Genomic DNA, 13,700 nt, shown 5'->3' with positions numbered 1-13,700 from the left:
AGGGTCAGGTTATGAAGCTAAGTGTCAACGATGAAGCAACAGTGGAAAACAAGTTAATTGCGATTCTTGGGGAAGATCGCAATCAGTGGACGTATCGAGCAGATTTAAAATCGGAACAAGATTTATGGCGTAATTTACGTGAAAAAATCATTCAAAATAATTTAGCCGCAATTGGGGAACATCCATTAACAGACCAAGAATTCGAACGCATAAAAACAGGATTATTAGAACGAACACGCACGCCTTTTGAAGCAGCCAAATGGTTAAAAGGGGAAAATGGTATTGCGAAAATTACCATCGAACGAGAAGATGCTTCTCTAGGAACAATGAGCTTGATTTTATATTCGAATCGTGATATTGGTGGGGGGATTTCTAGTTATGAAGTCGTGAATCAAATTGCAAAAAAGAATACTAATTCTGCAAAGCATGATAGTCGGTTTGATGTGACATTATTAATTAATGGGTTGCCTATTGTCCAAATCGAATTGAAACAAGTAACAGCGAAAGATGGTGTATTTCAAGCATTTAATCAAATTAAAAAGTATGCAGAGGAAGGTATGTTTCGTAATAATATTTTTTCAACTTTGCAATTATTTGTTGTTTCCAATGAACAAACCACTCGCTATTTTGCGAATGCGCTACCACAATTTATGCATAAAAAATTCTTGTTTAGTTGGCGAACAAAAGACAATAAAAAAGTTGAAAATCTTTATGAGTTCTGTCGTCAAGTGCTAAATATACCAGATGCCCATCGCTTAATTGCCGATTATACGATTGTTAGTGAAGAACAAGACAACAAAGTATTAATGGTTTTACATCCTTATCAAATTCATGCGATTGAAGCCTTATATGTTGCTGCTAGTAAGCACACCTCCGGCTATATTTGGCATGCTACAGGTTCTGGAAAAACATTAACCAGTTTCGTTTCTACTAAATTATTAGCGCGTAAACCAGGGATTGATCGGACGATTATGCTTTTGGACCGAAAGGATTTAGATAATCAGACAACTAGTGAGTTTACTAAATTTGCTTCGGAGTTTAACACAGGGATTTCATCAGGTGATGGTAAATCTAATAGTCTGATTGTCGGGACAGGTAGTGCCAAAGAATTGAGTAAAACATTATTGGCCGATGCGAATTCTAACGTAGTCATTGTGACAACGCGTCAAAAGCTGGATGCTGCTTTGAAATATGCACGAAAACAAGAAGAGCAGAAGGGCACAAATCGTTTTCAAAAATTAATGGGGCAACATATTGTTTTTATTGTTGATGAATGCCACCGAGCAGTTAGTGCGGAAAATATGATGGATGTTAAAAAAGTATTTCCTAGATCCACTTGGTTTGGCTTTACAGGAACACCAATTTTTGAAGAAAATAAAAAGCAAGCGCAAGGACAACTAGCCAGAACGACACACGACCAATATGGAGAAGTTCTACATACGTATACAATCAAAAATGCGTTAGAAGATAAAGCTGTTTTGGGCTTTCAAGTGGAACATGAAGATACGATTGATAGCGAGTCGTTGTATAAAAAAATCTATGATGGTTTGTCTAACGAAACCAAATATGCAGAATACACGCCAGAAGAGTTAGCGAATGAAGTAGAAGCAATGGACAACATTCAAAAAGAGAAAATGTTGGATCGTTCTATTTATGAAAATGATAAGCATATTCAAGAAGTCATTCATAAAATGTTCCGCCCCAATAATGCTTATACTAAATTTGATTTTGGGAATGGTCGCCCTCGAAAATCAGCAATTTTAACAACAAGTTCAATTGATATGGCGAAACGTTATTATCATGCCATTAAAAAAATGACAGCGAAAGAAAATTGGTTAGAAAAAGAATTTCCTAAGCATCAGATTCGTCAAGGGAGAACGATGGAAGACCCTGATTTTCCGCGAATTGCCATTACTTATTCATTAGAAGAAAACGCTGAGAATAGTAGCGCACAGCAAGACGAGTTAGCAAAAATTATGGCCGAGTATAATGCGTACTATGGTACTTCATGGACCTTACAAGACATTGAGCGCTATAACGGAGACATCAACAATCGCTTAGCTCGTAAAAAAGCAGAGTTTAAAGAATTTGGCCGTCATGTTGATTTGGTTATTGTGGTTGATCGGCTGTTAACAGGTTTTGATGCACCTACGATTCAAACGTTATTTGTCGATCGTAATTTAGAATACGCCAATTTGATTCAAGCATTTTCAAGAACTAATCGCACCTATCCTGATAAAACAAAAGGCTTAGTGGTTACTTTCCGAAAACCTCACACAATGGAACAAAATGTCGCAAATGCGACTCGTCTTTATTCAGAAGCAAAAGAAGAATCTGGATTAATTTATCCAACCTATAAAGAATCAAAACAACGATTTAAAAAAGCCTTTCGTAAAATGCAAGAATTTAATCCAGAAGAGATAGATGAGAACCAGCCGATTGATGTGCGAATTGATTATGTTCAATCGTTTCAAGCGTTAAGTAATAGCTATGAAGCATTAGTGACCTATGATGAATATAATGATGAAATGGAAAAATCACCAGCTTTAGCTGAGCAAGTCCATTTGATTGAAGAACAGATAGGAACATACGAAACAATCAAAGGCTCCTTAATAGAAGTAGAGCCAAAACCAGAGAATGATTTTTCGGAGATTGAATTTTACAGCGATAATCATGCCAAAATGTACGATATTGACTCTTCTTATATTGATCAATTATTAGGAAATTATTCCGCAAATAGCCAAGGCATTCGTGAAGAAATTGAAAAGGCTTTGCAAAAATTGAATAAAACGGAATGTGTTAAAGAAGTGTATCGGGAAATTTTAAATGCAATGGATAATGAAAAAGTAGATCAAAAAGAAGATGTATTTGTTTTGAAAAGACGCTACTTCACAGGAACTAGAAATCAAGTGATTGCACAATTTGCGCAAGAATGGTTTGTTTCAGAAGATCAACTTCATTCATCCGCTATTCAATATATGATTGGTATGAACCCAATCCCAAACATGGGGGATATTATCAGCAGCAAAGACTTCGAGTCATATAAAGCGACGCACCCAGAAGCAAAACCATTTAAATACCCGCAACAAATGAAGCGTGCTTGGCGTCAAACGTTAGATGAATATTTAGTACCGTTGGAGGATGAATTACGATAATCCTTCCCAAAATCTTCAAACACAAACCACTAACTATCTGCTACTATAAAAGAAACAACTATCATTTGGAGGAAGTATGCGTAACAGAAAAATGTGGACAATTATCGTCAGTGGGTTATTTTTAAGTAGTATCATCGCGGGAATTTCAGGAGCGTTTTTAATCATTGAAGGAGAGCTAACGACTCTGCTCTGGGAGGTGTTGCCAGCGCAAATGAAGTGGCCAATCCTCTATTATTTTGTCTTGTGTGTGCTAGGAGCGTTGGTATTGAGTTATCTGAAGAAACGCTTCGGACAAGTACCACAAACGGCGCATGAGGCGCTGACAGAATTGAAGGCGAAACAATCGGTCGATTATTCAGGTGTGTTTAGAAATTTATTGGCCGCCTTGGTAATTTTAATTTTCGGGGCTGGTGTCGGTCCTGAAGCCGCATTGTTGGGAGCGATTATTTCGTTGTCAGTCTGGCAATCTGATAAGTTACGGTACCTTTATTTTCATTATGACGAGCAAGAACAGCAAGTATTTTGGACAAAAATTCAGCGCTTGCTGCATCCGCAACAGTTTGTTCAGCGCTACGATACGATGCTCGCTCCTGCGGATAAAAAGAAACTCAAACAAGTGATGAACGGGTTATTTATTGTGAACGGGTTGGTGGTGTTTACCTTTTTAATGAAATTGGTGGGACACCCATCGTTTATTACGAAGTTAGGAACTGGAAAAATTGAAATGGCTTCGTTATGGCTGATTTTACCCGCTTTATTAACTGCTTTTGTAATTGGTAACGCCTATCGATGGTTGCAAGCTGCTCTGGCTAAACTATGCCAACCTTTTGAAGAAAAGCAAAGCATACTGGTAAGCTTTGGCGCAGCCTGTATTTTTCTTTTTGTTATTTTAATGCCAAGATTACTATTTTCAGGACAATCTTTTATGCATTTAGTTCCTAGTTTTGGTAGTCAACAAGCCTGGTATATCTTGGTGGTCGCTGCGATAATGAAACTAGTATTTTTACAAGTTTGTTTACAGACAGGTTGGATAGGTGGCGATATTTTTCCCGTCGTTTTTTCAGCTATTTTAATCGGGTTTGCGGTCGCACAATTTTTCCCAACAATTGACTCGCTTTTTGTTGTCGCAATTTTTGCTACGAGTTTAACAACCCAAATCTTAGGAACGATTCTTGTACCAGGCATTTTTGTGGGGCTCTTTTTCCCAATCACGCTTTGGCCAGTTGTAGTCCTTGTGTTATTTTTACAATGGCTATTGAAAAATAAAATTATTAAGAGTAACTAGAAGATACTAAAAAGAGGGAATAAAATGAACCTAACCCATCAAGACTTCAACCTATTCAACCGAGAAATCTTCACATTTAAACAACTCAAAGAGCAACAAACATCAGCAGAAATCGATGCCTTAAAGCAAACCTACAAGCAACATTGGGAAAAGTGGAAAGCCTTAAACCTCGCAATCGCTCAAGGTTTACCAGCTGAACTCGGCATCACTAAGCCGAAAATCGAAAGCTGGACCAACGGCTGGAATTTACGCAGTCATTTCTGGGCTGCGTATCGCAGTGAGCAACGCCAAGCGGAAAATGCTTGTCTGGCGTTGTTATTAAATAAAAAGCAATTTCAAGTATATTTGATGTTTCAACATTACAAAAGTGAGGAGCGGGCAGGCTCAGTCGTCGCTTACAATCAATTGCTTAATCGTTTAGAAGCTTGGAGTCAAACCATCGACTGCGAAGGCTATTATATTTGGCCGCAGGAAGAGCATGAACTAGTGGACCATTTGCCTTTAAAAGATTATTTAGCAGATGAAAAACAACGGAAAATTTTAGAAGAGCGGATAGGCAATCGCTCATTTCAGATCGGTAAGTTGTGGTTTGCGACGGAAAAGCTTGAAACGATTGAAGAAAAAAGTTGTCAGGCGCTTCAAGAATTAGCGCCGTTGTATAACGCATTATCTGAAAAATGAACGAAACAACGTCTCTGACCAAGTACCTGGTCAGAGACGTTGTTTGTGTTTTTATTGATTTAAATCTGTTAGTAGTAGCTCGTTAGAAACAGCAAAAGTAGTAACTTCTGTTAAAGCTGGATCCAAAGTGTATTTTGTAAATGAGGTAGTACTTTCTGGTTGGACATACATGGTTAGATTAGTCACATCATATCCTGACCAATAATGTGTGAAATCAGACAGAGAATTACTTTGACCTAAATGGCCAATTCCCCGAGGAATCATCACTGTTTGGAAGGCGCGATAGAGTTGCATAATCCCTTCAGAGCTATCAAATTCTTGGAGATTGTCAGAATAGTATAACGCACGAATGAAGCGTGACGGCGAAGTGAAGTCTCCTGGGATTCCTAATAGTCCGTAAGAAGTCCCACCTTCAATTGGGTCAAGTGTTGCGCCTGATTTTAAAGTGTAAGGTTCTTTAATAGCATAGTTGCGCATCCCGATATAGTTTCGTGCATTGGTTAAATGATAATTGTATTCTGGGCTGTTTGTGACTACGCCAATCGAATCATAAATGACGAACGCTCCGTTATCTGTTGGTTGCAAAACAATACTATTATTATTTTTATCATTAATGGTCCAGTGTAAGGTAAAATGAACTTCCCCCAATGAATCAAGTTGGAATTTTTGATCTAACAGGCCGATTTTTTCAAAAGCTACTTTTACTTCGTCAACGCTTTCAAAATTACTCAAAATATAAGCGAGAACTTCTTCTGCAATATGAGGTGTTAAACCACGATCTGCTAAACTTTCAGCAGGTGCTGTTGAAGATTCCATTAAATATTGAATATCACCAGATAAGCCGGCTTCATTGATACCATCTGTGATAGCAAGGCTGACGGTTTTACCATCGTTCGCTGGTTGATCTGTGCCTGACATTGCTAGTCCCATAAAGGAATATTTTGCCGTCCAAGGATTTAGTTGGCTATTTAGAACTGTACCTTTTGGAAATTGAGCAATTAGAGTAGGGATTTTTGGTGCAATTGGATCTTCGTTGCCAAAAAAGTCAAACGTAAAATCCATCGTACGTCCATAAAAAATATCATTTGTTTTGGAAATAATCTTGATGCCTGTACACATAATAGTTTCCCCCAATTAATGTAAGTTTGTGAAGCCTATTTACTAGTTAAGCATATCATACTCTAGGAAACAGCGGTGGCTAAATTCTTAAAATATTAGACAATTTTGTCTAAATGAGGTGAAAAAAATTTTTTAGCGATTTCCTTCACAAAACACCTTATTATCTTTCCGAAAATATGATATCTTTAGAATGGAAATTTCATGAAAAGAGGATGCGAATGTTTAAAAAGTACACACAAATGATAAGGGATGAATTTAAAGGGTATAATCAAAAAAATTGAAAAAAGATTTCTTGGCAGGTTTGACTGTCGCAGCCGTCGCGTTGCCGTTAGCGTTAGCGTTTGGGGTCTCTAGCGGCGCCACTGCAGCAGCTGGCATGATCACGGCGATTATCGCTGGAATTGTGATTGGGAGCCTTTCGGGTGGGTTTTATCAAATTTCAGGACCAACAGGTGCGATGGCAGCTATTTTAATGTCAATTGCGGCAGTGCATGGCATGCAAGGGATTTTGTTGGCCACCTTTTTGGCGGGAATTTTCTTGCTTTTGGCAGGGATTTTGCGTTTAGGGAGCTTGACTTCTTTTATTCCGTCACCGGTCATTACCGGGTTTACTTCAGGAATTGCTATTATTATTGCGTTGGGGCAGCTTGATAATTTCTTTGGGGTTCGTTCAGAAGGCCACAATTTAATTGAGAAAATCAGCAGTTATCGTTCATTGGGCTTTGATTTAAGTATACCAACGACGGTTATGTCGATTTTAGTGGTGCTTGGATTAGTGTTCTTTCCGAAAAAGTGGAATGCGATGATACCAGCTTCATTGGTGATGATTATTTTAGCTACGTTAGCAACAGTGGTTTTTCAACTCTCAGTGGCCACTGTAGGGAAAATTCCGACAAGTATTTTTAGTGATACACGTTTGGAAATTGGTTCGCTTCAATTAAGTGCGTTTCAGGATATTTTGGTGCCTTCGATTAGCATTGCTATGTTAGGTATGATTGAAAGTTTGCTTTGTGGCGCTTCGGCTGGTCGCATGACAGGGAAACCATTAGACAGTAATCAGGAACTAGTGGCACAAGGAATTGGCAACTTAATTTTGCCATTTTTCGGTGGCGTACCTGCAACGGCAGCGATTGCCCGCACGAGCGTAGTGATTAAATCTGGTGCGCAAACACGTTTAGCGGGTATTTTTCATGCAGTCTTTTTATTGTTATCGATGTTGCTTTTATCGCCAGTCATGTCTAAAATTCCCATGCCTGCGTTAGCTGGTGTTTTAGTGGTGACAGCGTGGCGAATGAATGAATGGTCGGTGATTAAAGAATTCTTCCAGAAACGTTTCCACACAGCCTTATGTTTATTCTTCTTAACGATGGTAGCGACCGTTATTTTTGACTTGAGTTTAGCGATTGTTTTAGGGGTCTTAGCGGGTTGCCTGTTTTTCATTGCGAAAAGTGCCGTGATTACGATTAATGTCGAGGAAGTTGATTGGTCAAGAATGGGGCTAGTACCGACCGATTGTACGGAAAATTGGGTGGTGGTTTATTTGAGTGGCCCGTTATTTTTCATGTCTTCTGAACGATTGAAACAAACGTTACTGCAATTGGAAACAAAAAGTGGTGTAGTATTTTCAATGCGAGGAGTTCCTAGCATTGATAGTACGGCGTTAGATATTTTAGAAGAGTTTTGTCTCGCAGCAGAAGGTCGTGGACAACAAGTTCAATTTGCCGCTCTGCAACCAGAAGTTGAAAAAATGATTCGAACCATTCAAGGAAATCAAGAGAAAGAATACCATTTCTCAGTCGCAGAATTTTTACAAACGGTGCATGTTGCAGAACCATAATTCATTTTCAAATGAAATGTTCTGTCTTCTATTGCGTGCTTAATGGGTGAAGAAATAAGAAAAATAAGTGGGGACTAAAACGAGTTTCTAGAGGAGTTCCTAAAAAATAATAAAGAGAAAACTTCTAAGTATGAAGTTTTCTCTTTATTATTTTTTTTGGTTATTTATTGAATTACTTCTAGCATAACGTCTTTTTGATCATCCGTAACATTGCCTGCGTAGTTAGGAGTGATTAAAGATATCGAACCATTTTTATTGTTGAATAAGTATAAAGTGCCCGATCTATTTTGTTCATCGTTTGAAGAAATATTAGTTTCTAAAATTAATTCTGTATTTACTTTAACGGTGCGAATACTGTTATCGCCCGCCGAAAATATTCTAATCTCTTTTGTAGGAATTGTATTTATCGATAGCTCATATTTATTAATGGCTTCTTTCACTTGACCATTTTCAGCCCCAAACAATTTAGTTCGGAAGGTAGCAGTTGGTGTTGAATTTAAGTTCTCTAACGTAATTGAAGTTGGCACATTCATTCCTTTAAAATTAAATACGAGTGGATTGTTTAAACTACTAAGATCGACAGCATAAGGTGTTGCTTCTAAAGAATTTGCTTCTTCGACATTTGTGGATGCTTCATTTTTAGATTTTGCCGAAGCCTGAGTGGTGCTGGCACTTTCTGAAGTTTCTTTTAGTTTATTATTAGAGCTTGTTTCTGTGCTAGAACTATAATGATTAGTACTGCTTTTCATTGATGTTGTATGATTGGTAGAATTTTCTTGTTTTTTATGTTCATTCGCTTTCTGAGAACTACAACCTGTTAAAAAAATAACTAAAATAACACAAACTAATTTTTTCATACTATTCCTCCTATAGACGCTATAACTAATTTTATCTTACTTGTTAATATAACAAAAGAAATAATTATTTTATTTTTACGAATGCTCAAATTGTTTAAATCTGTAGTTTTTATACTTATTTTTGTTGCATTTGCAACAAAAATAAGTTAAAGTAATGACAATCATAAAATATTAGCGAAAGGAAGTGTCCTAGTGACAGATATTTTAAGAGAAATTGGCATGATTGCGCGCGCCTTAGATTCAATCAGTAATATCGAATTTAAGGAATTATCTTTAACACGAGGACAATATCTTTATTTGGTCAGGGTCTGTGAAAATCCTGGAATTATCCAAGAAAAGATCGCCGAACTGATTAAAGTTGATCGAACCACAGCGGCGCGGGCGATTAAGCGTTTGGAAGAACAAGGCTTTATTTATCGTCAAGAAGATGCAAGCAACAAAAAAATTAAGCGGATTTATGCCACAGAAAAAGGGAAAAACGTTTATCCAATCATTTTGCGCGAAAATCAACACTCGAATCAAGTTGCTTTGCAAGGTATGTCAGAAGTGGAAATTTCACAATTGGCAGAGTACTTAGTCCGGATGCGTAAAAATGTCAGCGAAGATTGGGAATTTGTCAAAAAAGGGAACACTCGAAATTATTAAGGAAAGGACGACTGATTGATGGGAGAAATAAAAAAATTAACAATAGAAGATGCACCAGCGTTACAAGAAATCAGCATTGAAACTTATACAGATACTTTCGGACCATATAATACCCCAGAAAATATGCAAGCCTATTTAGTAGAAGCCTACAATTTAGAAAAATTACAAAAGGAATTGGCTAATCCCCACTCTGACTTTTATTTTATCTTTGTCGATAATCAATTAGCTGGCTACATGAAATTAAATCGTGAGAAGGCACAAACGGAACCGATGGGGCCAGAAAAGCTCGAGGTTGAGCGATTGTATATTTTGCCTGCGTTTAAAGGAAAGAAGCTGGGAACACAATTGTTAGAACTGGCGGAAGAAAAAGCTCGTGAATTTGGTAAAAACGCACTGTGGCTAGGTGTCTGGGAACACAATGATGCGGCGCGGGCATTTTATAAAACGATTGGCTACCGTTATTATAGTCAACATTCGTTTTTTATGGGAGACGATGAACAGACGGATTTTATTTTGTTAAAGGAATTGTAGCAAGAAAATTTAGAAACAAAGATTTCTGATAAAATCAGAAATCTTTGTTTATTTTTTTGACTAAAATTAAGCATTTTTTTATTTTCAAAATGTTATTTTTAAAAACGTAAAAATTGAAAAAGAAGATTTTGAATCTGTGAAAAGTTGTCGATCTTGTGAGAAAACTCTTTTGTCAGTGTCTTTTTTCAGGATGGGTCTCTTCCTGAAAATCCACTTCAGTTTATCTGTTTTGTGTGTGTTTGATTAAAAAATGTTGTGTTGGATTTCATTTAACTGTATAATTTATTTATGTCATTTTTAATAATAAGCGTATTTTAGCATTTGAAAAGAGAAGTTGTACATAATATGTGAATAAAAAGATTTGTTTCTTACTTTCTAGAGTGATAGGGCGATATAAAAAAGGTTGCTATTTTTTCGTTCAAAGTGAACAAAGAATCGTTTGTTATTTAGTTGGGGTAACTAATGATTGTTGTTATAAAAAGCGCTTACAATTTGTGTGATGAGAGTAGTACGCATGTTTGTGCAAAAGTGACAAAAAAGAGAAGGCAGGGTGTTTTAATAGAAAAAAATTTTTAATAAAAAGGAGAGTTTGTCGTGGAGAAAAATGTGTCTCAAGTAACAGCTCAAGAAGAAACAGCGATGAAAGCACGTGGCTACAATGAGGATTTGTTGCCAAGTAGCCCGAAACAACGGACAATGGGCGCGCGCAATTTTTTTACATTATGGATGGGTTCGATTCATAATATCCCGAATTATGCAGCAGTGGGCGGCTTTATTTTCTTAGGTTTATCGCCGCTGCAAGTTATGCTGGCAGTTGTGTTAAGCTCATTCATTGTAGCAACTTTCATGAATTTGAATGGCGTGGCTGGCTCTAAATATGGCATTCCTTTTGCGATGCACTTACAGTCTACTTACGGCAGTCTCGGGGCAAAACTGCCAGGGTTCTTAAGAGGTTGTGTGGCCGCGATTGCTTGGTTTGGTCTGCAAACATTTACAGGATCGCTGGCTTTATTAATTATTCTCGGGAAATTTTGGCCGAACTTTTTAGAAATTGGTGGATCATTCCAGTTTTTTGGTCTCAGGCTACCTGAATTAATGGCGTTTACTCTTTTCTGGCTCTTAAATGTGGCAATAGGTTTCGGTGGTAGCAAAATTTTGAACCGGTTTACCGCCATTTTAAGTCCGTTGATTTATGTCGTTATTATTGGATTAACGATTTGGGCCATTCGAGCTGGGGGCGGTTTAACACCAATTTTGTCCTATCAAGTTTCTGGTGCGATTCGTTCAGTCAATCCACTGGTGGCGTATCTGATTATTTTTAACTCGGTTGTGGCCGTTTGGTCAGCGCCTGGTGCGAGTGTGGCGGATTTTACTAAGAATGCGCGCTCGACACGTGCTCAGGTTGTGGGGCAAACAGCAGGTTTAGTTGTTGGTTATGGGATTTTCGCTTTTTCCAGTGTGGTTATTCTGTTAGGTGGTTCGCTGTATTTTGGGATTCAAGAATGGAATATTTTAAACATTATTGATCGTTTAGATAATGTGGCGGTGGTGGTCTTAGCCATGTCGGTTTTCTTATTAACAACTATTTCAACGAATGCAACGGGGAACATCATTCCGGCAGGTTATCAATTGGCGGCGCTGTTTCCTAAAAAAATGACGTATAAAAAAGGCGTCATGATTGCCAGTGTTATTAGCTTTCTCATTATGCCTTGGAAACTGATGGAAAACGCCGATAGTATTTTTATTTTTCTGAACGCAATTGGGGCTGTTTTAGGACCAGTCGCTGGTGTGATGATTGCGAATTATTATTTTGTTCAAAAGCAACAAATTAATTTAAATGCTTTATACGTAGACAAACACAAAAAAGAGGAAGCCAATCCTTTTTACGGATTAAACAAGCCGGCATATGTCGCTACTATTCTGGCGTTGGTTCTTTCCTTAAGTGGTCAATTTATTCCACAGGTTAAAATCATTGCTGATATTTCGTGGTTTGTGGGCTTTGCCACAGGTTTTGTGCTGTACTTAGTGTTAAAAAAATGGACTTGGGATTCAAAAAAAGTGAAAGAAACAGCTTATCAGGAGGGAAAATAAATGCAAGCAGAGTTAGTGATTAAAAACGGGTTAGTTATTTTAGAAACTGGAGAAGTCATTACGGATGTCGCCGTTCAAGGAGGAAAAATCGTAGCGATCGGGCAAGACTTGTCGGGAGAACGTGTGATTGATGCGACGGGTTTGGTCGTTAGTCCTGGGATGGTGGATGCTCATGTTCATATTACCGATCCTGGTGGTGGTTACCGCGATGAATGGGAAGGGTATGTCACAGGAACGGCCGCTTGTGCCAAAGGGGGCGTGACGACCTTTATGGAAATGCCTTTAAATCAGATTCCAGCAACTGTGGATAAGACCTCTCTTGAGATCAAATACAAGGCAGGAGAAAATAAACTAAAAGTAGATGTAGGGTCATTTGGAGGTGTGGTCCCGACCAACTTGGCTGGTGGGATTCAGGAACTTGATGAAGGAGGCGTTTCTGGCTATAAATGCTTTTTGGGAACGTGCGGCGATCGTTCAATTGAAGGAGATTTTCAAAATGTCGACGATTATTCACTATATGAAGGAATGAAACAAGTTGCTAAGACTGGCAAAGTGCTAGCAATCCATGCAGAAAATGCGCCAATTACGGATAAATTAGGCGCGTTAGCTTATCAAAATGGCGAAACGACTTTAGCAGCATATGTAGCTACACGTCCTGTGTTTACCGAAGTTGAAGCGATTCAAAAAGCCATTTTATTTGCCAAAGAAACAGGTTGTCGGATTCATATTTGTCATGTGGCTTGTCAAGAAGGCGTGGAAGAAGTTTTAAAAGCCCAAGCAGAAGGGGTAGATGTGACTTGTGAAACATGTACGCATTATTTATATTTTACCACGGATGAACTTGATGCCATTGGTCCAGTTGTCAAATGTTCGCCGCCGATTCGTGACGCGGACCAACAAGCCGCCTTATGGAACCACGTGCAAACAGGCGGAATCGCGTTTGTAACCTCTGACCATTCTCCTTGTACGCCAGACTTAAAAGATACAACCAATGCTTTTGAAGCTTGGGGCGGCATTTCTGGTGTTCAAAATAACGTCGATGTGTTATTCGATGAAGCCGTCCAAAAACGTGGTTTATCCTTGAAACAATTCGCGGATATGATTGCAGCAAACCCAGCTGACCGTTATCACTTAGCACAAAAGGGCCGCATCAGCATTGGTAAGGATGCCGATTTTGTACTAATTAAACCTAATGCGCCGTATATCTTAAAAGCAGAAGATTTAGAATATCGAAATCAAATTAGTCCTTACATTGGTCGTGAAATTGGGGCCCAAGTGATTCAAACAATTTTAAGAGGCGAAACAATTTACGCACAAGAAACAGGAGTAACTGAGGCGTTTAACGGCGTATTTATCAAAAATTAAACACCTATTTTAGAAATGAAAAGGGACAGAAGTGTGATTGAATTAGCGCCTCTGTCCATGAGTTAGAGGATGTTTATTGGTTGTTTTGCACAAAAAAAGGCTTAATTTTGTTTGATAAGTACAATGAAGATAAC

Annotated in this window: 9 protein-coding genes and 1 pseudogene; 8 read left to right on the top strand and 2 right to left on the bottom strand. The window is 38.1% G+C overall.

Going from position 1 to position 13,700, the window contains the following annotated elements; translation table 11 throughout:
• Positions 1 to 11 precede the first annotated feature (11 nt).
• The 3 genes from IGL37_RS11790 to IGL37_RS11780 all read left to right on the top strand — a co-directional run bounded on the left by IGL37_RS11790 (position 12) and on the right by IGL37_RS11780 (position 5,121).
• Positions 12 to 3,155, top strand: a complete 3,144-nt coding sequence (locus IGL37_RS11790; protein WP_033918084.1) for a type I restriction endonuclease subunit R — start codon at positions 12 to 14, stop codon at positions 3,153 to 3,155.
• Between the two features lie 76 nt (positions 3,156 to 3,231).
• On the top strand, positions 3,232 to 4,440 hold the full coding sequence (locus tag IGL37_RS11785) for a chloride channel protein (RefSeq protein ID WP_033599308.1): 1,209 nt from the start codon (positions 3,232 to 3,234) through the stop codon (positions 4,438 to 4,440).
• Between the two features lie 24 nt (positions 4,441 to 4,464).
• Complete coding sequence (locus IGL37_RS11780; RefSeq protein WP_010707056.1) at positions 4,465 to 5,121, top strand: glucose-6-phosphate 1-dehydrogenase family protein; 657 nt, start codon at positions 4,465 to 4,467, stop codon at positions 5,119 to 5,121.
• Positions 5,122 to 5,172: 51 nt separating this feature from the next.
• Here the strand turns inward: IGL37_RS11780 and IGL37_RS11775 are convergent, their stop codons facing one another.
• Positions 5,173 to 6,240, bottom strand: coding sequence for a choloylglycine hydrolase family protein (locus IGL37_RS11775; protein ID WP_002384771.1), 1,068 nt, complete (start codon positions 6,238 to 6,240; stop codon positions 5,173 to 5,175).
• A 176-nt stretch (positions 6,241 to 6,416) separates the two neighbouring features.
• Here IGL37_RS11775 and IGL37_RS11770 point away from each other — a divergent pair.
• Positions 6,417 to 8,077 (top strand): annotated as a pseudogene (locus tag IGL37_RS11770) (SulP family inorganic anion transporter).
• Positions 8,078 to 8,241: 164 nt separating this feature from the next.
• Here the strand turns inward: IGL37_RS11770 and IGL37_RS11765 are convergent.
• On the bottom strand, positions 8,242 to 8,934 hold the full coding sequence (locus IGL37_RS11765; protein ID WP_033918082.1) for a hypothetical protein: 693 nt from the start codon (positions 8,932 to 8,934) through the stop codon (positions 8,242 to 8,244).
• Between the two features lie 192 nt (positions 8,935 to 9,126).
• Between IGL37_RS11765 and sylA the strand changes: the two genes are divergently transcribed.
• The 4 genes from sylA (at position 9,127) to allB (ending at position 13,566) form a co-directional block, all read left to right on the top strand.
• Positions 9,127 to 9,579 (top strand): transcriptional regulator SylA, encoded by a 453-nt coding sequence (gene sylA, locus IGL37_RS11760; protein WP_002370053.1) that lies wholly within the window; start codon positions 9,127 to 9,129, stop codon positions 9,577 to 9,579.
• Between the two features lie 18 nt (positions 9,580 to 9,597).
• Positions 9,598 to 10,110 carry a GNAT family N-acetyltransferase gene (locus tag IGL37_RS11755; protein ID WP_002391365.1) on the top strand — a complete coding sequence of 171 codons (513 nt, stop codon included), beginning with the start codon at positions 9,598 to 9,600 and terminating at the stop codon, positions 10,108 to 10,110.
• Between the two features lie 594 nt (positions 10,111 to 10,704).
• Positions 10,705 to 12,201, top strand: a complete 1,497-nt coding sequence (gene allW / locus IGL37_RS11750; RefSeq protein ID WP_002396656.1) for an allantoin permease — start codon at positions 10,705 to 10,707, stop codon at positions 12,199 to 12,201.
• Positions 12,202 to 13,566 (top strand): allantoinase AllB, encoded by a 1,365-nt coding sequence (allB, locus tag IGL37_RS11745; protein ID WP_002406026.1) that lies wholly within the window; start codon positions 12,202 to 12,204, stop codon positions 13,564 to 13,566.
• Positions 13,567 to 13,700 lie beyond the last annotated feature (134 nt).

The sequence above is a fragment of the Enterococcus sp. AZ119 genome (assembly GCF_050546175.1).
GTDB classification, from domain to species: Bacteria; Bacillota; Bacilli; order Lactobacillales; family Enterococcaceae; genus Enterococcus; species Enterococcus faecalis.
This window is presented reverse-complemented; position numbering and strand designations above follow the sequence as displayed.